Raw genomic sequence first — 22,068 nt, forward strand, 5'->3', positions numbered from 1 at the left:
CCAACACCCTGATAAGAAGCATAAAATCGTAAAATTTATTGGATTTCAAACTATTAAATTTTGATTAATATATGTTGATATAAATTTATTATTATTAACAATATGTTGATTTTTTTATTTCACGAATCGTGAAAATTACTTGAGAAAACTAATTTAATAGAATCAATTAAGAAAACACTTAAATTAATGTTTTTTTTAATAAGTATTATCAACTAAATTTCAAAATTTTGATAAATTATCAACTCTTTTATTAAACGGTGAAATTGTGATTTGATCCCAAACACCAGCTTTAAATATTGGGTCATTTGATTGGAATTCTTTTACTTCATTTTCAGTTTCTGCTTCAACCATAAAAAATGAGCCATTCATGACATTACCTGAGATATCAGTCAAAGGACCTGAAATTAAAGTTTTAATTGGGTGCCTTGCTAAATATCTTCTATGTTCGTCTATTATCCCCATTCTTTTTTCAAAAGAATTTGGCTTATCTTTACATAAGATTACCCATATCATTTGATTCTCATTCAAATTTTAATTGTTTTGATTTTCAAATTCTGCAATTCTTTTATAAGCTAGATCTGTAAATTCAGCCTTTGGGGCATTACCAGCAATCACAACTAACAAAAGATGCTCTTCGTCTTGATTGCCTTCAGTAATATTCATAAAACGCCTTGAGCTTCCAGGAGGAAAAGAAATCACATCACATGGACCTAAATCTACAAAATCTAATTCGTTGCCCTCATTCCATTCACATCTCCACTTACCTGTAATTGGCATAAAGGTCTCATTTGTATCATGATTGTGCATCAAGGGACCCTTTCCTGGTTTACATCTACAGAAACCAAGGTTGAAACCTTCTGATATATTAATGGCAGGCATTTGTGCATTATCATTACCTAATGGAGAAACATGCTTGCTATCACCTTTTGGTGGCTCAAAACCAATAATATTAATTAATTCTCTTGTACATTCTGGTAATTTACTATCAGGCAAACCTAGCTTTGAACCACTTTGATTGGCAAAAAAAGCTATACGCTTATCCATATCACTTCTAGAAAGCGTTCTAATTTCAGGTAATTTTTTTTGATTTTCCATAATAACTCCTTATTCATTATTTAATTTAAGTTGTTCAAAAATAGCAGCTGTATCATGTGTTATTGGAATATTTTCTTTAGATTTATTATAAACATCAGCAGCAGCCTCAAACGTAGGTGACTTTAAGTTGTTGCTTTTTAAGAATTGACTTATTACGTCAATGTCTTTTAAAAAAATTCTCATCGATGCTGTAGCTGGTTCATATTGTTTGTTAATCATTAAAGGCATTCTTTTATCAAGCATAACAGAAGTAGCTGCCCCAGCATTTAAGACATTATAAATCATGTTTTCATCTAAGCCGGCCTTTTGTCCCAAAAGCAATGCTTCAGCGGTAACCGTATTATGAACTGTTACTAACAAATTAGCTAAAATTTTAAATTTAATGCCATTACCAAATGCTCCTACATACATGTGTTTTCTGGCAAAACTATTAAAGATGTCTTCACATTCACTAACAACGCCCTTCAGGCCACTGGACATAACTACAAGGTCTTTTAATTTAGCTTGCGCACCAGTGCCACTTACAGGAGCATCAATAAGTTCTATTTTTAATTTTTTAAGTTTGTTTTTGGCTTCTAATTTATCTTCTAAAGAAATGGTATTCATATCTATGATTATTTTTGTTTCCAATAAAGATTTATTATTTTCAATTTCTTTAATAACATCTTTAAAAATTGGGACTGTAGGTAAACTTAAAATTACTATTTTACATTTTTTTGTCAGGTCATTAATATTATCTAAAATCAAACCTCCTAGTGAAGAGAATAAATTTCTATTATTTTTATCTGGATCTACTCCGAACACTTGATAACCACTTGCGAGCAAATGCTTAGCATAAGAACCACCCATTGCACCTAAGCCAATTAGACCGACAGTTTTCAATAAATAAACCTCCTATAAAAAGTTTATGTTAACTATAAACCATACATAATTAAATCATACTTTCTGATAGAGGCAATAAAAAATAATCATTTAATATTTCATAATCAATAATTTAATATTTATTTTTTTGGAGTTTTATTATGGATATTGGTTTTTTTACTATGCCTATACATCCTATTGATAAAGATTATAAAAAATCTTTGTCAGAAGATCGTCAGGCTTTTTTGTTGGCTGATAGGATTGGCTTTTCTGAAGCTTACTGTGGTGAACATGTTACAGATTCTGCGGAAAATATAACCTCTAGTGCACTTTTTATAGCATCTATAGCCTCTTGCACTAAAAATATAAGACTGGGTACCGGCACAGTTAACATGCCTAATTCACACCCAGCTGCGATTGCAGGTCAAATTGCAATGCTTGATCATATGCTTGATGGCCGTCTAAATTTTGGAATTAGTCCAGGCGGACTCGCATCGGATGCTGAAGTATTTGGAAATCTTGATAAAGATAGAAACGAGATGTTTGTAGAATGTATTGATATGGTTCTAGAGATTTGGAAACGAGACGCACCGTATAACATAAAAGGAAAATATTGGAATATATCAACTGAAAGAACGCAGATGACGGAAATTGGACAAGGTATAATGCAAAAACCACTTCAAAAGCCTTACCCACCTATTATTTGTACTGTAGTGGCCCCATTTTCTAAAGGATTAATAGCTGCTGCTGCTAGAGGCTGGCACCCTATATCGGCTAATTTTCTTTTACCTAAATGGGTAAAAACACATTGGCCTAGTTATGTTCAAGGTTGTGAACAAGGTGGCTTTAATCCAGATCCTAAAAATTGGAGAATTGCAAAATCAATATTTGTCTGTGAAGATAGAAGTAAAGCAAAAGAATATGCTTTAGGCAATGGAAGTCCTTATGTATTTTATTACAAACAATTACTTACTAAAATGTTAAAACACGGTAGAGCTAATTTATTTAAAGAAAATCAAGACATGCCTGACAGTGATTTAAAATTAGAGGATATTTGTAATAAACTAATTTTATTTGGTTCCGCTGATGAAGTTGTAGATAAAATTATGGAATTCAGAGAAGAAGTAGGAGATTTTGGAACTTTGTTATATGCTGGTCATGATTGGGCTGATGTGGATTTAGCCAAAAAATCTATGGAATTAATGGCAGAGAAGGTAATGCCTAAAATTAATCAAAATATCTACATAGCTGCTGAATAGGGTAAATTATGAAAAAAGTTTCTATAGAAAATGGTAATTATCTAAATGTAAAAGTTGATGGCAATAAAGACCTTCCTGCAATTATTTTTTCTAATTCTTTAGGAACTGATATGCGAATGTGGGATTGTCAAATAAAAGAATTAACAGACAAATTTTGCATTGTTAGATACGACACAAGAGGTCATGGTCAAAGTAGTCCAGTAGAAGGCCCCTATTCATTTGATATGCTTGAAAATGACGTCATTACTATTCTAGATGACCTTCAAATTGAAAAAGCACACTTTATAGGCCTGTCTATAGGAGGAATGACTTCCCTTGGGCTTGCATTAAAGCATCAATCTCGATTTAATAAGATCATTTGTTGTGCTGCAAGAGCGGATAACCCTCCTCCATTCATAGAGGGCTGGAACCAAAGAATAGCTGTTATTGAATCAAAAGGCACTGCAGGGGTAGTTGAGGGTTCTCTTGAAAGATGGTACAGCGATACATTTAGAGAAAACCATAAAAATATAGAAACCATTAACCTTTCAAAGGAAATGATAACAAATACATCAAATAAAGGATATATTGGTTGTGCGCATGCTTTAAAAACTCTAAATTATTTGAAAGATTTATCAACAATTAACAGAGAAATGCTTTTCATTGCTGGTGAAAATGATATGGGAGCTCCAGCTTTGACTATGGAGGAAATGTCACATCTCACTCCCAACAGCAAATATGTCTGTATACCTGGAGCAGCACATATTTTAAACATAGAGTCTCCAGATTTAGTAAATGAAACAATTCAGAATTTTTTAGATTAATAATATTAATGAGGTTTGACAATGGCTTTAAAAACTTTTGAACACGTACTTATACTTGCAGATGACGTTGATAAAACAAAGGACTTTTATGTTGATATTTTAGGCTTAAATATTGGCTACAGACCCGATTTCCCATTCAAAGGTTATTGGCTGTATTTGGATGAGAACCCAAAAGCTGCCTGCATTCACTTAGCTATGAGAAAACAAGATACTGGACAAGACTATTATATAGGCAAAAAAGACGATGTTAAATCAGGTTCTGGTGCAATAGATCATGTGGCGTTTAATGCAGATGATATTGAAGGTATGAAAGCAAAGCTTGAAAAAATATCAATAGAATACACCCATAGAAAAGTTCCAGGCTTCCCTTTAGAACAATTATTTATAATGGATCCAGACGGTGTCAAAGTTGAACTTAATTATGCAACAAGCGAATAAAATTTAATCTAAGGGAGTTTAAAATGCCTCACAAATATAATGAAAAAATGTTTGATATTAAGCACTTAAGAGAAACTGCAGAAAAGTTAAAAAATTGGGGACGGTGGGGTCCTGATGATGAAATTGGTACATTGAATTTTATAACACCAGAGAAAGTTGTTGATGCAAGCAAACTGATTAAGAGAGGAAAACGTTTTAGCCTCGGATTGAATTTTGATAGACACGGACCTCAAAAAGGAAGTTGGGGAAACAGATTTAATCCAATTCATTTGATGTTAGCTACAGGAACAGATGCAGTAGCTGGAAGGTTTGATGATTTTGGACTTAGATATGCAGACGACATGATTTCTTTACCTTTACAATGTGCAACTCAATGGGATGCCCTAGCGCATATTTTTTATGATGATTATATGTGGAATGGTTATGATGCAAGACTGGTAGACAGTGATGGAGCTCAAAAAAATGGAATAGAAAAAGTAAGAGCTGAAATGGCTGGTAGAGGTGTACTTTTAGACGTGGCACGTTGGGCTGGGGTTGATTTTTTTGAAGACGGAGTTGCCATCACCTCAGATGACTTAAATGAATGTGCTAAATCACAAAACATAGAAATAAAACAAGGTGATTTTGTTATTGTGAGAACCGGTCAAATGGAACAAAGATTAGATTGTGGTGAATGGGGTGGATATGCTGGCGGAGACGCACCTGGATTAGCCTTTGACACTGCTCAATGGATCTATGATCACGAGATAGCTGCTATTTGTACTGACACATGGGGGTGTGAAGTTAGACCTAACCAAACTAAAGATGCTCAACAACCGTGGCATTGGGTGGTAATTCCAATGATTGGTATTACCATGGGCGAAATTTTCTATCTTAGAGATTTAGCATCTGATTGTGATGAAGATAAAGTTTATGAATTCTTTTTCTGCGCACCACCATTACCAATAACAAAAGCCGTTGGTTCTCCAATTAACCCTATGGCTATCAAGTAAAAATACAATGAAACCAACTGCTACTATAATCGGTGGCTCAATAGCAGGTTTATTTGCTGCTAATGCCCTTATAAAAAAAGGCTGGGACGTTTCTATTCATGAAAAAGTTCCAGTCCCACTATCTGGAAGAGGCGCAGGAATAGCTACATATGATGATTTAGCTGAATTTGTTTTTAAAGCAACCAACAACAGTAATGTTCTTGGAACAACAGCTAGATCAAGGGTTTCTCTGGATTTAGACGGCAATATAAGTGCCAGCCATAATTATCCTCAAGTATATACCAGTTGGCAGTATTTATTTACAATTCTTAGGGAAAATATAGATAATAAATGTTATTTCATGGGCGATGACTGTATTGGTATTAAACAAATTAATAATAAGGCTATAGCTTTATTTGAAAGTAGAAAAGAAAAAAAATCTGATTTAATAATTATTGCAAATGGCATTAAATCTGAACTCAGATCATATATAGATAAATCTGCTTATCCTAAATATGCAGGTTATGTTGGCTGGAGAGGAGTGGTTAACGAAAACCAATTATCCGCAAAATCGTTAGAAACATTATCAAATTATTTCATTGTCGTTCTTCCATACAATCAACAAATAGCCTCTTATCCAATTGCTGGAGAAGGAGAAGACCCATTTACAAAGGGGAAAAGAAGAATTAACTGGATTTGGTATAAACCTGCACCTGATGAGGCCCTAAAATCGTTGTTGTTGGGAAAATCTGGTAAACAATATATTGATGGTATTCCTCCAGATGAAATACGCACAGACATTGTCCAAGCTTTATATGAAGAAGCAAATAATAAATTACCACCTCAATTAAAAGAATTAGTTGAGATGACAGCACAGCCACTCATACAGCCAATTTTTGACTTAGAAAGTCAAAAGATGAGAAATAATAGAATTGTAACAATTGGAGATGCTGCTTTCACAGCTCGTCCACATGTTGGAATGGGTGTAACAAAAGCTGCTAAAGACGCTTTCACATTATCAGAACATTTGGACCATAATAAATATTTAGAGAGCTTGAATGATTGGGAATCTAGTAGATTAATTGAAGGTAAATTTATTGTTAACAGAAGTAGAATGTTGGGAAAGTATCTCTCTAATTATAAAGAGGATAAGACTATAGAAATGCCAGATGTCATCAATGTCCTAAAGGATACGGCTATAAGCTTAAATGATATTATCAACTAATATAAATATGATGGAGAGTTAAATGAGTAACAAATCATTTTCTTTAAAGTTTAAAGGTGATGCAAGAAATACTGGATCAATGCGAAATGATATAGACGTTTCATTTGAGTCTATGAATGAGAAGTTTAAACTCGCAACAGATGAAGGAGCTTTTCATGGAGGCAAAGGAACAGCTCCTCCTCCACTTGCCCTTTTCACCGCTTCATTATGTGGCTGCGTGATGACACAAATTAAGGCTTTTGGAAAAAAATTAAAAATTGAAGTTGATGAAATTAAAATTGATGCTTCTATGAACTGGAATGGTGAGATAACTGATGAGGGTCCTTATAAAGCAAGCTGTGAGGGTTATAATTTAGACGTTGATATTATCAGTAATGAAAATATAGAAAATAAAGTCAAACTATTAAACGCAGCTATTGACGGATGTTTTATAGAAGCATCCTTAAAACCTGGTTTAGTTAAACACCGATTAAAAAATGAAGAAAATTGGATAAGTATATAGTTAAATTTTATTCATTGATTTTAATATTTTTTCTGGCGTTATAGGTTGTGATGTTACTTCGGAGCCAACTTTTCCTAACGCATTATTAATAGCATTCATTATTACAGCAGGTGCACCTCCTGTACCTGCTTCACCAGCTCCTTTAGCTCCAATGATACTCCTGCCAGAATTGGTTGTAACATGATCAACTATAATATCAGGCATTTCGTAAGCCATAGGAACTAAGTAGTCAGCCATTGTAGCATTTTGCATATTACCTTGATCATCATAAACACATTCTTCAAAAAGAGCTCCACCTATCCCTTGGACAACTCCTCCTTTTATTTGCTCTTCAACTAATTTAGGGTTAATTTGAGTACCACAATCTTCTACAGCCCAAAATTTATTAATCTTAACTATACCAGTATCTTGATCAATCGATACATGACACCCCATAGCACTATTAGTAAAAACAAATGGTATTCCCTCTATTAAAAAACTAGCTGTAGCTAAAAGTTCGGGATTGGTACCCTTAGGTATCTCATGCCCCCTGTAATAAACTGTTTCAGCTAATTTTTGAAGAGAGATACCCTCCTCTCCGTTTTTTCTAATAACTACGTTACTTTCAATATCTAAAGTATCCTTATTAGTTTGCATGATTGCAGCAGCAATATCTAAAATATTGTTTTTAAGAGTTCTTGCTGCCTTTAAAACAGCTTCTCCGCCTATTCCTGCCCCTCTAGAAGCCCATGTTCCACCTCCATATGGAGTTGCATCAGTATCGCCTAAAGTAACTCTCACAGTATCCATTGAAACGCCTAACTGGTCTGCAGCAATTTGTTTCATAATAGCTTCTGTTCCTTGACCTTGTTCAGTAATTGAAGAAGATAGGTGAATTGCTCCGGAACCTTCAAGTCTAATTGAAGCTCCGTCCTGAGACGATATATGAGCGCCCCCTACTCCGTAAAATAAGGGACTTGGATTTGTTACTTCACACATAGCTATTACACCATATCCTGTTAAAACCCCATTAGCTAAATCGTCTTCCTTTTGTTTTTCAATCTCATCAATATTCATCATTCCAAGCAATTTATCCATTGAAGCTTGATGAGACAAATCTTCTAATGGGACACCAGAAGGACATTTATTAGGATAAGCGTTATCTGGTATAAAATTAATCTTTCTAATTTTATCAAGACTTAAACCAATTTTTGTTGCAGCTTTATCAATTAATGCTTCAGTAATAGCTACTGCAATAGGGTGACCAACTGCTCTATATTGGCACATTGGAGTTTTATTTTGAAAAACAACTGTACCTACTGCTTTATAATTTGGAATAATATAGGGAGCACCAGATAAATTCAAAACTTGATTTGTTTCAATGGCTGACGTTCTTGGATACATACTAAATGGACCTATACCACTCAAGTCATTTATTTCCATTGCTAATATTTTGCCTTGTTTATCAACTCCTAATTTTCCACTAATTTTATGACAACGCGCATGAATATCTGTTGTAAAACTCTCTAATCTATCTGCAATAAACTTTATTGGGCGCCCTAGTTTTTTTGAAATGGCTGCCACAGCCATTTCATCAGGATAAACATGGACTTTAATGCCAAAAGAGCCACCGACATCTCTACTAACAATTCTTACTAAACCTTCGTTAACGTCTAAGTGTTTAGCTATAATATGTTGCATCATATGCGGGGCTTGGCCGTTATGATAAATTGTCATTTTTGTTTCAGCTTTATTCCAATCAGCAACAATACCCCTCGATTCTAGGGTAACACCTGTATGTCTAGCAAAATCGAGAGTTGTTTCTACTACCTCGTGAGATTCCTCAAAAGCCTTAACCACGTCACCTTGATTGACTGTTCTTGTCCAAAAAAGATTGTTTCCAAGCTCAGGATGAATAATGACGGCATTTTCATCTAGAGCGGTTTCCATGTCTACTTGCGCATCTTTTTCTTCCCAATCAACTTCAATAAGCTCTAATGCATCTTCTGCCTGAGCTCTATTATTTGCTATGACAACAGCAATAGGCTCACCTTGCCATCTTGCAACTTTCTTAGCTAATGGTGTTTGCTCAGGGGATCTCATTTCACCTAAATGGCCTAATGTTCCAACCCAAGGCTTACAAAATTCGTCTATTTCCTTAGCTGTATATATATCAAATACGCCTGAAGATTTTTTTGCTTCATCAACATTTATTGATTTAATATCAGCATGAGCAAAAGGAGATCTTAAAAAAGCTACATGAAGCATTCTAGGTAGGACTAAATCATCAACAAATTGTCCTCCACCTTCTAGGTGTTTTTTAGCATTTTCCCGAGGCAAACTTCTTCCAATATATGAATTGGGTCTATCTAAAGAACCTAATTTTGGATTTTGGTTTACTTTCATATCATCCATTTTCTACACCTTAATTAATTTCGTTAATAGACTCTTCAATTGCATCAACAATTGATTGATAACCAGTGCATCTACAATAGTTTCCAGAAATTTCTGACCTTATTTCATCTCTAGAAAGTTTTTTCTTAGACGATATTATTTCTTTAGTTGTCATAAGCATACCAGGAGAACAAAAACCACACTGAAAAGCATTATGTTTTAAAAAATTATTTTTAACTTTCTCCATTACATCGTCATCAAAGCCCTCTACCGTAGTTATAGAAGAACCGTTTGCTTGTGAGGCGAGAATAAGACATGACCTTACTGCTTTACCATCCATTTCAATTGTACATGCCCCACATGCTCCTTGTTCACAGCCTAAATGTGTACCAGTTAAACCTTGAGACCTTAAATAATCAGCTAAATGTTGCCTTGCTGGCACAGTTACATTATCAAACCTCTCTCCATTTACTGAAAAAGATATGTTAATAGAGTTTTTAATTGACATTTAATCCTCCAACTTTTTCAAAATTTTACCAATAAGTATTGTTGCTAAATGCAATTTCATTGATGCACTGCTATTTAAATCACCCGCAAAATCTATTTCTGAGGACAATGATTTCTTTAATGAAGAGTAATCATAACCACTTTTAACAACTAATTCAGAAGTATTGAATGTTAAATTTGGCCTATCACCCGTTGCAAAGAATACTAAAGTTAAATTTTCAATCACAGATTGGTTAATTAGTACTTTTGCAATTAATCCAGCCATAGCATAATCACCATGACGACGACACACTTCTTCAAACACAATTTTTTCGTTACTTTTTAAAAGAGGATAATTTATTCCAACAAGAATTTCATCTGGTTGTATGTCAGTTTCAAATAACCCTAGATAAAAGTCATTAGCATCAACGGATCTGTTCCCATTTAAGCCTGATAAGATAATTTTTGCATTATTAGCAACCGCAAAAGCTGGTAATTCAGCAGCTGGGTCACCATAGGCGATACTTCCACCATGTGTTCCCTTGTTTCTAATTGCAGGATGAGCAACCATTTTTAATATTTCAATTAAAGAAGGAAAGTTTTCCTTAATAATTGAGTTGTCCATTACTTGGTTATGAGTTGCCAAGGCACCAATATAAATTGAATTATCATCCAACTTTATCTCACTTAAATCCTTTAATTTAGATATGTCTATTAAACAAGAAGGACTTGAAAGCCTCATGTTAAGAGCTGGCAACAGTGATTGACCGCCTGCAAGAATAACTGCTTCATCATCTTGAGATTTAAATTTTATTGCATCTGACAGAGATTTAGCTTCGTAATAAGAAAAATCTGGTGCTTTCATTTTTATATGACCCTTTAGATTATAATACTTAACAGTTAATCACTAATTATAATCTGTATCAATAATTATTAAATCATATTTAATGATTTATATTATTGAATAATATAATTTTATATGTCTTATAAATGTATTAAATTAAATAATTAACTAATTATTAATAGAGGTCTTTGAAATGAGTGAAAACGTAGTACATATGAAATTAGAAGGTTCTTCTAAAAGCCACTCTAGAGCTGATATAATCGCTAGAGACGTTGAAAGTGTAATTGATGAACCTGTTGCTAGGGGAGGAACAAACCTTGGCTTGTCGCCTACGGAAACACTCATGTCCTCACTTATTGGCTGCACTAACGTAATCACCCACAGAATAATGGAAAAAATGGGTTTCAAAATTAATAGTTTAGATATCAAATCTAAAACTTTGTTTAATAAAGACGGCGTAAGTCTAATACAGGAGGTTGAAGTACCATTTCCTGAGATAACTCTGGATATTGCAATTTCTACAAACGCATCAGAAAGCGACTTAGTTGAAGTTCAAAAACAATTAGCTATGTACTGCCCTATAGCTAAAGTCATTAGAAACAGTGGTACTGTCATAAATGAAAATTGGAATAAAATAGATTAAGGTGATATATGAACCGTAGGGACAGATTACATCATCAACCTATTATTAACAGACCTAAATTATTACTCAAAAATAATAAAAAAATAATCTTATGGGTGATTGTAAATTTAGAAGTATGGGACCCAGACTTACCTCAACCTAGAAATATTCTTCCACCTCCTATGAATGTCCCGATGTTACCAGATTTACCTAATTGGTCGTGGCATGAATATGGTATGAGAGTGGGCTTTTGGAGAATATTAAAGGCTTTACAAGAAAGACAAATATCTTCAACTTTAGCCTTAAATGCAACTGTTGTAGACTATTATCCTGAAACTGTAGAGGCAGCCATAAAAGCCAATTGGGAACCCATGGGTCATGGTTATATTCAAAGGCCAATGCATAAAGTTGATAATCAATTTGTCGATATTAAATCAGCAATAGATAAAATAGAAAATTTCACTAAAGAAGAAGTAATTGGCTGGGAGAGCCCAGGTTTAACTGAAACTGACGATACATTAGATATTTTATCAGAACATGGGATAAAATATACGGCAAATTGGCCTGTTGATGACCTTCCACAAGACTTAAAAGTAAAAAGTGGAAAGAGAATGATAACACTTCCCTATCCTATTGAAATCAATGATGTTGTAATGACATCTGTTCAAGTTCATAAATCTGATGAAATCTTTACAAGAGGTAAATTACAATTTGATAGACTTTACCAAGAAGCTGATGAAAACGTTAAAATTATGGCTATTAGCGTTCATCCGTATTTAACAGGTGTTCCTCATAGAATATCATTTTTTGAACAATTGTTAGATTATATTATAAAACATCAAGATGTTGAGATCATGACTGGTAAAGATATCTATAATTGGTATACAGCACAAGTTCCTAAATAATTAAATTACAAAATTATTTTATAATACAACCTTCCTAAATTTTCTCTTATAAAAATTGACGTTTTCTCTAATGCTTTCACTGTTGGTAATAATTCTAAAACAGTAAAATTTCTATTTTGCGCCCTGAAATCAACAGGAAATGGAGTTACATTAAAACCCTGCTTTTCAAAAAGATATTTGGATCTATGCATATGAAAAGCTGACGTAACAAGCACAATAGATGAATTAACTGGAATAACCTTAGTCACAGCAATGCTTTCTTCATAAGTATTTTTAACTTTAGTTGTAACTAATATTTGATCGGAAACACCCAAGGAAATTGCTTTGTCTTTAAGAATATAACCTTCAGGTTTCCAATTTTCTGTCCACGGCAATTGTCCAGCTGTGAATATTAATTTATCTGATTTTTTTTGTTTAATTAAATCTATTCCTGCAAAAAACCTGTCTGGGTCTGAAAACTCATAAGTAGAGTAATTCTTATCTCCTACTTGATGTATCATTCCACTTAAAACCACGACTGCGTCATTTTCTTTAATTAAATTTATAGGAATGGGCTTATATGGATACTCTAATTGCTTTGTAAGATAATTGCTTACATATGGATTTGAAGAAATTAGCAGTATTGATAAACTGAAAAAAACAAAAGTTTTTTTTCTATAAATAAAAAATAGAATTAATAATACTAAAGAAATTCCCAACGGAGATAGAAAAAAAGGTAATATTTTATGTAAATAGATCATTCATTTAACTTTTAAAATACTAAATATTTATGAAAATTTTATAAATTGCAATCATCTAAATAATTTTATTTGTTAACAAACTATAGCCACCATCTCTAACTGTTCTGATAGGGTCCTCATTATTTTCTGATTTAGATTTAATAGCCTTTCTAAGTCTGCTCATATGGACATCAACTGTTCTTTCTTCAACATAAACTCCATGCCCCCAAACAAGATCTAAAAGTTTGCTCCTTGAAAATACATGTCCAGGTCGCTCCATTAATAAATATAATAATTTAAATTCTTTAGGGCCTAATTTAACATTCTTATTATTAAAAGTTACTATCATTTCAGTTAAAGATAGTTTTAATTTACCATGTTCCAAAACCTCATTAATTAAACCAGGTCTGGATCTCCTTAAAAGAGCATTTACTCTTGAAATTAATTCCTTTGGAGAAAATGGTTTAGATATATAGTCATCTGCCCCTGTGTCCAAACCTAATGACTTGTCAGAGTCTTCACTTCTAGCACTTAATATAATTATTGGCAGTTGTTTAGTTTCAGCTCTAGACCTCAAAGATCTACAAAGATCAATGCCAGACATATTTGGCATCATCCAATCTAAAATAACTAAATCTGGAGAATTTTCTTCTATTAACTCTAGAGCCTCTTCTCCGTTTCTTGCTTTTATACAAATAAAACCAGAACTTTTAAGGTTAAAGGCCATTAACTCTAACTGATTAGGTTCATCGTCAGCTATTAAAATTTTAATTTCCATTATTTATATGTTTTCAATAAAAATTAAATTTAAAACAATTTAAGTAAATATTTAAACTATAGTAAAAAATAATATTAAATATAAGTTTTATAATTAAAAAGCAGTAATACTAAATAAATAATAAATAGAACCAGCTAGAGTGGCAGATGCTGGAACCGTTACAATCCAAGCAGCAGCTATTGAAAATAAGAAATTTCTTCTAACTAATTTTCTTTTCGATTTTGATTTATTTGATTTAGAAGGATTTTCGAGAAACTCTCTTAAAAAACCAATACCAAAAATCGCTCCAATGGCTATATGGGTTGAGCTAACAGGTAATCCTAGTGTTGTTGCTATTAAAACAGTAATTGCTGATGATAATGCTACACAATATGCCCTAGGAGCATTTAACCTAGTTATTTTTTGCCCAACAGTATTTATTAATTTAGGCCCAAATAATAACAAACCAAGCGCAATACCAATTGCACCAATTGTCATAACCCAAAGTGGAATTGAGACTTTAGAAGCTACACTACCTCCTTCTGATAATGTACTCACAATAGCTGCAAGTGGTCCAACAGCATTTGCTACGTCATTTGCACCATGCGCAAAACAAAGAAGAGCTACACCAAATAATAAAGGTAAATGAAAAAGTTTATAAATATCTTCTTTTTTATTTTCTAAAGAACTTACTTTATTAGTAATAAATGGTTTTGATAAAAAATATGCAATACTCATAAATACTGGTGTGTAAATAAAAACCTCATTAGTACTAAATTTATATATTTTTTTAAGTCCCTTCAAAGCCATATAAGCTGTAAAAGCACCTGCCATCAAAGATATTAAAATTGGTACCCATGTTTTTGCAGCATTTTTCTTATCTTTAACATTAAGAATTTTAATTTGTATTATATATAAGAGAAAAGCTGCAACAATGCCTCCAAATACAGGCGATATTACCCAACTAGCAGCTATAGCAGCCATTGTACCCCAATTCACAATAGATAGCCCTGCTACCGTTAAGCCAGCACCTAAAATCCCACCTACTATTGAATGTGTTGTTGATACAGGTGAATTAAAAAAAGTTGCAAGATTTATCCATAATGCGGCTGCTAATAAAGCGCTCAGCATTAAATATCTAAAATTAGTAACTGAAACATCAGTTCCTGGTGAGATAATACCCTTAGAGACAGTGCTTACAACATCACCGCCTGCTAACAAAGCTCCCGAGCTTTCACATACAGCAGCAATTAAAACCGCCGTTCCCACTGTAATAACTTTACCTCCAACAGCAGGTCCCATATTATTGGCAACGTCATTGGCACCAATATTTAAAGCCATGTAACCGCCAATAATAGCTGCTGCGACTAAGATAAAAGTTTGTTCACTTCCAAGAGACACAAATTGTTCTACTAAAACAGCTACTAGAACCAAGAAAATTGCTGCAACACCAAGTAGAATTAAAAATTTCTTTTGTTCAACCAATTTTCCTTGTGAATATGCCAACCTTCTTAGGTCATTAACGTAACGATAATCCGTATTTTCTTTTTTAACCATAATAAGCCCACATAAAATTAATATTTGTGTTGAATAATTTACAAATGTTACAGTTTTATTACATTATAAAATATTATAAAAAATAAAATTTTATCTTCTTATATTATTAAATTTTTCCAATACCTTTATTAAGAATAATGGAAGGTGAGACCTTTTCCATTCACCTGCTACAAACTTATTAGCTTCGCTATAAGTGGGATAAACATGAATTGTACCTAAAATGTTATTTAGGCCTATAGAATGCTTCATTGCGAGAGTATACTCAGCAATTAAATCTCCAGCGTGTGAACTAACAATGGTTACACCTAGAATTTTATCTTTGCCTGGTTTTGTTAAAACTTTAATAAAACCTATTCCTTCAGAATCTGTAATAGCACGATCTAAGTGATCAATGCCAAAAACTGTTGTCTCATATGGGATATTGAGCTCTTTTGCTTCTTTTTCATTCAGGCCAACTCTTGCTATTTCTGGATCAAGAAATGTAGTCCAAGGAATAGCTGAGTAATCAACTTTAAACTTTTTAAAGGGTGAAAATAATGCATTGACCGTGGCATACCAAGCTTGATGGGCAGCAGTGTGAGTGAATTGATACGGGCCAGTAACATCTCCACAAACAAAAATATTTGAAATATTAGTCTGTAAAAATTGATTAGCTTTAATAGTTCCGTTATTACGAATTTTCACTCCTAATTCTGATAAACCAAATCCATTAATGTTAGGACTACGTCCTAAAGCTAACAAAACTTGATCAAATTCTATGACTTTTTCTTTACCTTTATGATCACAAATCAGTTTATTTGATTTAAAATTTATTGCCTTATGATCAACGAGAACCTTTATACCTTCTTTTTTAAATCGTTCTTTCACAAGTTGTACAACATCATTATCTTCACGTGACATGATTTGTGAAGACATTTCCACAATAGTTACTTCAGACCCTAAACGACTAAAAGCCTGTGCCATTTCAGATCCAATAGGACCACCACCTAATATGACTAGTTTTCGTGGTAATTTTTTTAAATTCCATAGGTTCTCACTGGTAAGATAATTGATTTTATCTAGACCTTCTATATTGGGGACCATAGGATGTGCACCAGTTGCAATAATAATAGAGCGAGCAGTTAGGATTTTTCCTTTTACTTCAACTTTATGAGGTGAAATCAATTTGCCAATTCCGTCAATACAATCAACTCCAAGTTTAGTGTAGCGATCCCTTGAATCATTAGGTTCGATACTTTTAATGATTGTTTGGACACGTTTCATGATGTCTTGAAACTCAAATTTCACTTCAGTTTTTTTAAAACCAAATTCTTTAGCACGCCTAGCATATGACATCATTTTAGCAGATCTAATAAAGGCTTTACTTGGCACACAACCTGTATTGAGACAATCACCGCCCATTTTATATTTCTCAATAAGTAGAACTTTAGCCTTAACTGCAGACGCAATATAACTAGATACTAACCCAGCAGAACCAGCGCCTATAACAATAACGTTATAATCGTATTTACTCATCACCTTTTTCCTTACGAATATATTTTAAAACTTTCTTAGTTACTAATGGAAATAAACCCAACATCGTAAATGCTAATAATAATGAAGGAGAAGTGATATCAGATATTTCATTTATTTGTGCTAATTGTGTTCCAGCATACACAAAGACAGCTGTACCTGGTAACATGCCAATCTGGCTTATCCAATAAAAAGTCCATGTTTTAATAGGAAGTAATGACATAACAATATTAATAATAAAAAAAGGAAATATTGGAACTAAACGTAAAGCAAATAAGTAAAAGGCTCCTTCGTGTTCAAAACCATTATTAATACTTAATAGCTGTTTCTTAAAATATAGTTGAACATATTCACGAGCTAAAAACCTAGCTATTAAGAAGGCTACAGTTGCTCCAAGAGTGCTAACAAATGATATTATTAACAAAGCAATCGAAAAACCAAATAATGCACCCCCTAGTAAAGTTAATACAACTGCTGCAGGCAAAGAAAGTGCAGTTACCAAAAAATAACTTAACGCAAAAATCATTAAAACCAGAACAGGTTTTCTTTCATAAAAATCTTCCATGATTAATTGTTTATCTTTAATAAAGGAAAGATTGGTGTATTGATAAAAATCAAGAGCAAAGAATAGTGAAATAAATATAATTAAAATTATTAAAACAATTATTTTAAATAATTTTTGATCCAAAAATTTAACTTTCATCCAGTTTCTATTTAACATCGACTAATGGAAAAGTTAAGGAGAACGTGGTTTCTTCATCAGGAATACTATTTATAGATAGTTGAGCTCTGTGCCTAATTAGAATATGTTTTACAATTGCTAAACCTAGACCGGTTCCTCCAATTTGTCTTGACCTTGCTTTATCTACCCTAAAAAATCTTTCAGTTAATCTGTCTATATATTTTTGAGGAATACCTTCACCTTTATTTATAACTTTTATAATCACTTCATGGTCTTGGAGCTGTTCAATATTCACTATAACATCAGTATTATCAAATCCATATTTAATAGCATTTTCAAGCAAGTTTACAAAAACTTGGTTAATTTCATCTGTATTTCCTGAAATAAAACATTGCACATCAGAGTTAATTCTTAAGTCTTTTAGAATAATTTTTTTTGAATTCTTTAAATCTCTTTCATTGATAGAAGTTACTATATGCTGGAGTGGATCAATTAAAGAAATTGTTGTATTTGGAGTAATATGCTCCTCCGTTTCGACTTTAGAAAGAGATAAAATATCATCTATCAATCGGTTCATTCTTTTTGCTTCTTCATCCATTATTTTTAAAAATTTGTTTCTATCTAGATCATTATGTACTTTTCCAGATAACAACGTTTCTATAAATCCGACTAAACTAGTAAGAGGTGACTTTAACTCGTGACTGACATTAGCTACAAAGTCACGTCTGACCTTTTCTAAATTTCTCTGAAGTGTCATATCAAGAAGAAGAATTGCATATAAATTATTATCGATTTTTTTAACTTTTATGATAAGTGATCTTTTAATTAAATCATTTATTTGAAAATGAAATTCATCGTTTAAATCACCTTTTAGATCACTTGCTTCTAAATTTTTAAACTCATTTATTTCAATAAAATCAGAAATATTTTTATTTAATATTTTTTTACTTAAAAAATTTTGAGCAATAGTATTAGAAGATAAGACAATACTATTTTTATCACACAAAATAAGGCCGTCATCCAAAAGCTGGCTTAAATTAGAGATGTTTGACGGAATTGTGTTTTTATTCATTAACAACTTACCCTTAATGTTTAATAAATTTGTAATAATAGTAATTTAAATAAAGTTTATATTAATTTATCATATAAATAAATATCTCTTGAAAAGAGATGACTATTAAATAGGTTTGTAAAATGGTTAATATAGCAATAAACGGGATTGGAAGAATTGGAAAACTTGCATTAAAAATTCTTGTTTCTAATAACGTTAATGTAAAATATATAAATGAGTTAAATGGAAATCCTTCAAATTTATTACATAGTTTAGAGTTTGACAGTATTCATGGCAAATGGATCGCTGATTTTAAGGCAAATGACAATTCTATAAATATTAATGAAAGAGCCATTAGGACAACGTTCTATAATAACATTGAGGATATGGATTTAAATGATATCGATATAGTAATCGATTGTACTGGAGTAAATAACAATAAAGCCGCATTAAAAAAATATTTTGAACAAGGCATAAAAAAAGTAATAGTTTCAGCTCCAATTAATGAAGAAAATGTAGCAAATATAGCCTTCGGTGTAAATCATCAAACATATATACCCTCACAGCATAACATTATTACAGCAGCGAGCTGCACAACAAACTGCATTGCGCCAATAATTAAAGTATTACATGAAAACATTGGTATAAATCATGGTTCAATTACCACAATTCATAATTTAACAAATAGCCAAACATTAGTAGATATACCTCACAATAACCTAAGAAGAGGTCGTTCGGCTATTAATAACTTGATACCCACAACTACAGGTTCTGCAAAAGCTATATCACTTATATATCCAGAACTTAAAGGCAAGCTGAATGGTCATGCAGTTAGGGTGCCTTTACTTAATTCATCTTTAACAGATTGTGTTTTTGAAATGTCATCTTCTACTGACAAAGAGCAAATCAATGAGATGTTAAAAAAAGCAAGTGAAAATGAATTAAAAGGTATCTTAGGTTTTGAAACAAGGCCACTAGTGTCAACTGACTATATAAATGATCCTAGAAGTTCTGTAATAGACGCTCTATCGACAATGGTAGTAAATGAAACTCAAGTTAAACTATATGCGTGGTATGACAATGAATGGGGATATGCAAATAGATTAGTTGATGTTGTCAATATGGTAAGAAAATCTATATAAAAATGATAAAATCTATTAAAAAAAGTGACCTATCATTTTTTCTAATAACGTTTTCTTATTGGTTCTTTATGCTTACAGACGGGGCTTTAAGGATGTTAGTTCTGCTCCATTTTCATACCCTCGGATTCACACCATTACAGTTAGCATATTTATTTTTATTATATGAATTTTTTGGAATGGTAACCAATTTGACAGCTGGTTGGATTGCTAAAAAAATTGGTTTAAACATAACCTTATATATTGGCCTATTTCTACAAATACTATCTTTGCTACTTTTAACACAAATTGATAAAAATTGGAGCATAACTCTTTCAGTCATTTTTGTTATGGCAACTCAAGGATTATCCGGAATAGCCAAAGATCTTACTAAAATGAGCTCTAAAAGCTCTGTTAAATTACTCGCACCTGACAATAATAGTAAATTATTCCAGTGGGTCTCTTTTATGACTGGTTCAAAAAATGCAGTCAAAGGATTTGGCTTTCTATTGGGGTCCCTATTGTTAACGTTTATAGGTTTCAAATCATCTTTATTTTTTATGGCAGCTTTTTTATCAATAACCTTAATACTAGTTTTAATTCTTTTAAGAGGTAAACTTTCGACAACAAAAAAAGATACAAAATTTTCAGAAGTATTTTCAAAAAATAAAAATATAAATTATTTAAGTTTAGGGAGAGTGTTTTTGTTTGGAGCAAGAGACACATGGCTTGTTGTTGGTTTACCCATATTTTTATATTCAATTTTATCAGACGGGAGTATAGAAAGTAACCACAAAGCTTTTTTTGTTATTGGAACTTTTATGGCGGGATGGACTGTTTTTTATGGATTTGTTCAAAGTATTACGCCTAAACTTGTTTCAAACAAAAACTCAACAAGAAAACAAATTGAGTTTTGGGCAAGTGCTCTTGCAGTAATACCTCTATTTTTAATAATCTTAAATTTTTATACTCACGATTTTTTGCTTCATATTACAATTTTTGTACTTTTCGTTTTTGGATTTGTATTTGCAATAAACTCTTCAATACATTCTTTTTTAATACTCAAATTTACTGACAAAAACAGAGTTACCTTGGATGTAGGGTTTTATTACATGTCTAATGCTTTTGGAAGGTTGATGGGAACCTTATTATCTGGTTTGTCTTATCAATATGGGGGTTTTTCAGCATGTGTTTTAGTTGCAGCTATACTTCTTTTTATAAACAGAATATCGATTAAAAAACTAGATTTAAACAATTTATAAAAATTAATTTAAACTTGGAACTTTTGTAGATTGTTTAGATATACTTGAAGAATAGATAGCTTCTAAAATAGCAATGTTTTGAAATTTCTCTAAGTCTTTAAACAAATATTCACCTTCTTTATTGATTGCATCAACAAAGTTATGAATATTAGCTGATACTGTATCAACCCAGTTAAAGTGTTCCTCTCTAATAGAACCATCATTCATAACTATTTTCATAAAAGAAGGTCCAGGTGTATCAGGATGTGAGCTATCAATTAATTCTACCCAGCCATTTTCACCCCATATAGTTACTCTCTGATAATGAGGTGTTTTTAAAATAGCTGTAATTTGAGTTGATAATCCTGATTCATGATTTAGACTAGCTGAGACAACATCACCAGTTTTATATTCCAGTACCCTTTGCGCTGTTGAAGCAAATACACTATCAACAGGCCCAAATAGCCAAATCATCAAGTCAGTTAAATGGACACCCATTCCAGTCATTCCAGCTGCAGGAGCAAATTTAGGGTCTGCACGCCAATTATCAGGTGATAAATTGGCTAACTTATTATGACTAAAATGACCTTCAGCGTACATAATAGTACCTAACTGTTTATTATCGATTATGTTCTTTAATTTTTTCCAACCACTTTCAAAACGTCTTTCATGACCTACACCTAAAATTAAATTATTTTGGTTACAAATATTTATCATTTTTTTAACTTCTGCAGATTTTAGAGAGAGAGGTTTTTCACAAAACACATGGATACCTGAGTTTGCAGCTTTAATAGTTTGATCCATATGAAACAAATTAGGTGTACATAATATTACAGCATCTATACCTTCGTTTTCGATCGCTTGATTGTAATCATTTAATAACTTTAAATTTTTAGATTGGGATAATAATACAGCTTCTTCATCTGGCACTGGGTCAATGAGATTAACTATATCAACCTTTGTTGAGTTGGATAATCGACTTACCATTACTTTTCCCCACCAGCCTAAACCAGCAATTGCAATTTTAGTTTTCAAGATTTAGTCTTA

General features: G+C 32.3%; 23 protein-coding genes. 10 read left to right on the forward strand and 13 right to left on the reverse strand.

Annotated features, from left to right (window positions below; genetic code table 11):
• Nucleotides 1–219 precede the first annotated feature (219 nt).
• The 3 genes from ABXT66_RS05530 to ABXT66_RS05540 are packed head-to-tail and all read right to left on the reverse strand — an operon-like array spanning nucleotide 220 to nucleotide 1,977.
• Nucleotides 220–513, reverse strand: a complete 294-nt coding sequence (locus tag ABXT66_RS05530; protein ID WP_443644666.1) for a YciI family protein — start codon at nucleotides 511–513, stop codon at nucleotides 220–222.
• A gap of 18 nt (nucleotides 514–531) precedes the next feature.
• Nucleotides 532–1,095, reverse strand: coding sequence for a cupin domain-containing protein (locus ABXT66_RS05535; protein WP_443644667.1), 564 nt, complete (start codon nucleotides 1,093–1,095; stop codon nucleotides 532–534).
• Between the two features lie 9 nt (nucleotides 1,096–1,104).
• The gene (locus ABXT66_RS05540; protein WP_443644668.1) at nucleotides 1,105–1,977 is read right to left on the reverse strand and encodes an NAD(P)-dependent oxidoreductase; all 873 of its coding nucleotides are present in this window, start codon (nucleotides 1,975–1,977) and stop codon (nucleotides 1,105–1,107) included.
• A gap of 140 nt (nucleotides 1,978–2,117) precedes the next feature.
• Here ABXT66_RS05540 and ABXT66_RS05545 point away from each other — a divergent pair, with 140 nt between their 5' ends.
• From ABXT66_RS05545 to ABXT66_RS05570, 6 genes are read left to right on the forward strand one after another with little or no spacing between them, the layout of a single operon-like run.
• Complete coding sequence (locus ABXT66_RS05545; protein WP_443644669.1) at nucleotides 2,118–3,215, forward strand: LLM class flavin-dependent oxidoreductase; 1,098 nt, start codon at nucleotides 2,118–2,120, stop codon at nucleotides 3,213–3,215.
• Between the two features lie 8 nt (nucleotides 3,216–3,223).
• Nucleotides 3,224–4,018, forward strand: coding sequence for an alpha/beta fold hydrolase (locus tag ABXT66_RS05550; protein WP_443644670.1), 795 nt, complete (start codon nucleotides 3,224–3,226; stop codon nucleotides 4,016–4,018).
• Between the two features lie 21 nt (nucleotides 4,019–4,039).
• On the forward strand, nucleotides 4,040–4,456 hold the full coding sequence (locus ABXT66_RS05555; RefSeq protein ID WP_443644671.1) for a VOC family protein: 417 nt from the start codon (nucleotides 4,040–4,042) through the stop codon (nucleotides 4,454–4,456).
• Nucleotides 4,457–4,479: 23 nt separating this feature from the next.
• Nucleotides 4,480–5,448 carry a cyclase family protein gene (locus ABXT66_RS05560; RefSeq protein WP_443644672.1) on the forward strand — a complete coding sequence of 323 codons (969 nt, stop codon included), beginning with the start codon at nucleotides 4,480–4,482 and terminating at the stop codon, nucleotides 5,446–5,448.
• Between the two features lie 7 nt (nucleotides 5,449–5,455).
• Nucleotides 5,456–6,652: an FAD binding domain-containing protein gene (locus ABXT66_RS05565; protein ID WP_443644673.1), complete on the forward strand. Its 1,197-nt coding sequence runs from the start codon at nucleotides 5,456–5,458 to the stop codon at nucleotides 6,650–6,652.
• A 22-nt stretch (nucleotides 6,653–6,674) separates the two neighbouring features.
• The gene (locus ABXT66_RS05570) at nucleotides 6,675–7,154 is read left to right on the forward strand and encodes an OsmC-related (seleno)protein (protein ID WP_443644674.1); all 480 of its coding nucleotides are present in this window, start codon (nucleotides 6,675–6,677) and stop codon (nucleotides 7,152–7,154) included.
• On the opposite strand, the gene ABXT66_RS05575 is transcribed toward ABXT66_RS05570, so the two are convergent.
• Genes ABXT66_RS05575 through ABXT66_RS05585 form a run of 3 tightly spaced genes read right to left on the reverse strand, consistent with a single transcriptional unit; the run spans nucleotide 7,155 to nucleotide 10,878 of the window.
• On the reverse strand, nucleotides 7,155–9,548 hold the full coding sequence (locus tag ABXT66_RS05575) for a xanthine dehydrogenase family protein molybdopterin-binding subunit (protein WP_443644675.1): 2,394 nt from the start codon (nucleotides 9,546–9,548) through the stop codon (nucleotides 7,155–7,157).
• A gap of 10 nt (nucleotides 9,549–9,558) precedes the next feature.
• On the reverse strand, nucleotides 9,559–10,035 hold the full coding sequence (locus tag ABXT66_RS05580; protein WP_443644676.1) for a (2Fe-2S)-binding protein: 477 nt from the start codon (nucleotides 10,033–10,035) through the stop codon (nucleotides 9,559–9,561).
• Entirely contained in the window at nucleotides 10,036–10,878 is an 843-nt protein-coding gene (locus ABXT66_RS05585; protein ID WP_443644677.1) for an FAD binding domain-containing protein, read from the reverse strand. It abuts the gene before it with no gap.
• 172 nt (nucleotides 10,879–11,050) lie between these two features.
• Here ABXT66_RS05585 and ABXT66_RS05590 point away from each other — a divergent pair, with 172 nt between their 5' ends.
• Both ABXT66_RS05590 and ABXT66_RS05595 read left to right on the forward strand, forming a co-directional pair.
• Nucleotides 11,051–11,500, forward strand: a complete 450-nt coding sequence (locus ABXT66_RS05590) for an OsmC family protein (protein ID WP_443644678.1) — start codon at nucleotides 11,051–11,053, stop codon at nucleotides 11,498–11,500.
• Nucleotides 11,501–11,508: 8 nt separating this feature from the next.
• Nucleotides 11,509–12,384: a polysaccharide deacetylase family protein gene (locus tag ABXT66_RS05595; protein WP_443644679.1), complete on the forward strand. Its 876-nt coding sequence runs from the start codon at nucleotides 11,509–11,511 to the stop codon at nucleotides 12,382–12,384.
• A gap of 5 nt (nucleotides 12,385–12,389) precedes the next feature.
• On the opposite strand, the gene ABXT66_RS05600 is transcribed toward ABXT66_RS05595, so the two are convergent.
• The 6 genes from ABXT66_RS05600 to ABXT66_RS05625 form a co-directional block, all read right to left on the reverse strand.
• A complete protein-coding gene (locus ABXT66_RS05600; protein WP_443644680.1) occupies nucleotides 12,390–13,124 on the reverse strand; it encodes a YdcF family protein in 735 nt (244 codons plus the stop codon).
• 55 nt (nucleotides 13,125–13,179) lie between these two features.
• A complete protein-coding gene (locus ABXT66_RS05605; RefSeq protein ID WP_443644681.1) occupies nucleotides 13,180–13,881 on the reverse strand; it encodes a response regulator in 702 nt (233 codons plus the stop codon).
• A gap of 93 nt (nucleotides 13,882–13,974) precedes the next feature.
• Nucleotides 13,975–15,417 (reverse strand): inorganic phosphate transporter, encoded by a 1,443-nt coding sequence (locus tag ABXT66_RS05610; protein ID WP_443644682.1) that lies wholly within the window; start codon nucleotides 15,415–15,417, stop codon nucleotides 13,975–13,977.
• 90 nt (nucleotides 15,418–15,507) lie between these two features.
• Nucleotides 15,508–16,932, reverse strand: coding sequence for a dihydrolipoyl dehydrogenase family protein (locus ABXT66_RS05615; protein WP_443644683.1), 1,425 nt, complete (start codon nucleotides 16,930–16,932; stop codon nucleotides 15,508–15,510).
• A complete protein-coding gene (locus tag ABXT66_RS05620; protein WP_443644684.1) occupies nucleotides 16,925–17,617 on the reverse strand; it encodes a TVP38/TMEM64 family protein in 693 nt (230 codons plus the stop codon). The genes ABXT66_RS05615 and ABXT66_RS05620 overlap by 8 nt, the downstream gene beginning before the upstream one ends.
• Before the next feature lie 22 nt (nucleotides 17,618–17,639).
• Entirely contained in the window at nucleotides 17,640–18,683 is a 1,044-nt protein-coding gene (locus tag ABXT66_RS05625) for an ATP-binding protein (protein WP_443644685.1), read from the reverse strand.
• A 122-nt stretch (nucleotides 18,684–18,805) separates the two neighbouring features.
• Here ABXT66_RS05625 and ABXT66_RS05630 point away from each other — a divergent pair, with 122 nt between their 5' ends.
• Both ABXT66_RS05630 and arsJ read left to right on the forward strand, forming a co-directional pair.
• Nucleotides 18,806–19,804: an ArsJ-associated glyceraldehyde-3-phosphate dehydrogenase gene (locus ABXT66_RS05630; protein WP_443644686.1), complete on the forward strand. Its 999-nt coding sequence runs from the start codon at nucleotides 18,806–18,808 to the stop codon at nucleotides 19,802–19,804.
• Nucleotides 19,805–19,806: 2 nt separating this feature from the next.
• Entirely contained in the window at nucleotides 19,807–21,042 is a 1,236-nt protein-coding gene (gene arsJ, locus ABXT66_RS05635; RefSeq protein WP_443644687.1) for an organoarsenical effux MFS transporter ArsJ, read from the forward strand.
• A gap of 3 nt (nucleotides 21,043–21,045) precedes the next feature.
• On the opposite strand, the gene ABXT66_RS05640 is transcribed toward arsJ, so the two are convergent.
• On the reverse strand, nucleotides 21,046–22,056 hold the full coding sequence (locus ABXT66_RS05640) for a Gfo/Idh/MocA family protein (RefSeq protein ID WP_443644688.1): 1,011 nt from the start codon (nucleotides 22,054–22,056) through the stop codon (nucleotides 21,046–21,048).
• Nucleotides 22,057–22,068: the final 12 nt, after the last annotated feature.

The sequence above is a fragment of the Candidatus Levibacter sp. Uisw_134_01 genome, assembly GCF_047717795.1.
Lineage (GTDB): Bacteria > Pseudomonadota > Alphaproteobacteria > Puniceispirillales > Marisalimonadaceae > Marisalimonas.

Coding starts and splice junctions, on each gene's coding strand:
- ABXT66_RS05530 (WP_443644666.1), bottom strand. CDS start 513: ATGATATGGGTAATCTTATGTAAAGATAAGCCAAATTCTTTTGAAAAA.
- ABXT66_RS05535 (WP_443644667.1), bottom strand. CDS start 1,095: ATGGAAAATCAAAAAAAATTACCTGAAATTAGAACGCTTTCTAGAAGT.
- ABXT66_RS05545 (WP_443644669.1), top strand. CDS start 2,118: ATGGATATTGGTTTTTTTACTATGCCTATACATCCTATTGATAAAGAT.
- ABXT66_RS05550 (WP_443644670.1), top strand. CDS start 3,224: ATGAAAAAAGTTTCTATAGAAAATGGTAATTATCTAAATGTAAAAGTT.
- ABXT66_RS05555 (WP_443644671.1), top strand. CDS start 4,040: ATGGCTTTAAAAACTTTTGAACACGTACTTATACTTGCAGATGACGTT.
- ABXT66_RS05560 (WP_443644672.1), top strand. CDS start 4,480: ATGCCTCACAAATATAATGAAAAAATGTTTGATATTAAGCACTTAAGA.
- ABXT66_RS05565 (WP_443644673.1), top strand. CDS start 5,456: ATGAAACCAACTGCTACTATAATCGGTGGCTCAATAGCAGGTTTATTT.
- ABXT66_RS05570 (WP_443644674.1), top strand. CDS start 6,675: ATGAGTAACAAATCATTTTCTTTAAAGTTTAAAGGTGATGCAAGAAAT.
- ABXT66_RS05575 (WP_443644675.1), bottom strand. CDS start 9,548: ATGGATGATATGAAAGTAAACCAAAATCCAAAATTAGGTTCTTTAGAT.
- ABXT66_RS05580 (WP_443644676.1), bottom strand. CDS start 10,035: ATGTCAATTAAAAACTCTATTAACATATCTTTTTCAGTAAATGGAGAG.
- ABXT66_RS05585 (WP_443644677.1), bottom strand. CDS start 10,878: ATGAAAGCACCAGATTTTTCTTATTACGAAGCTAAATCTCTGTCAGAT.
- ABXT66_RS05590 (WP_443644678.1), top strand. CDS start 11,051: ATGAGTGAAAACGTAGTACATATGAAATTAGAAGGTTCTTCTAAAAGC.
- ABXT66_RS05595 (WP_443644679.1), top strand. CDS start 11,509: ATGAACCGTAGGGACAGATTACATCATCAACCTATTATTAACAGACCT.
- ABXT66_RS05600 (WP_443644680.1), bottom strand. CDS start 13,124: ATGATCTATTTACATAAAATATTACCTTTTTTTCTATCTCCGTTGGGA.
- ABXT66_RS05605 (WP_443644681.1), bottom strand. CDS start 13,881: ATGGAAATTAAAATTTTAATAGCTGACGATGAACCTAATCAGTTAGAG.
- ABXT66_RS05610 (WP_443644682.1), bottom strand. CDS start 15,417: ATGGTTAAAAAAGAAAATACGGATTATCGTTACGTTAATGACCTAAGA.
- ABXT66_RS05615 (WP_443644683.1), bottom strand. CDS start 16,932: ATGAGTAAATACGATTATAACGTTATTGTTATAGGCGCTGGTTCTGCT.
- ABXT66_RS05625 (WP_443644685.1), bottom strand. CDS start 18,683: ATGAATAAAAACACAATTCCGTCAAACATCTCTAATTTAAGCCAGCTT.
- ABXT66_RS05630 (WP_443644686.1), top strand. CDS start 18,806: ATGGTTAATATAGCAATAAACGGGATTGGAAGAATTGGAAAACTTGCA.
- arsJ (WP_443644687.1), top strand. CDS start 19,807: ATGATAAAATCTATTAAAAAAAGTGACCTATCATTTTTTCTAATAACG.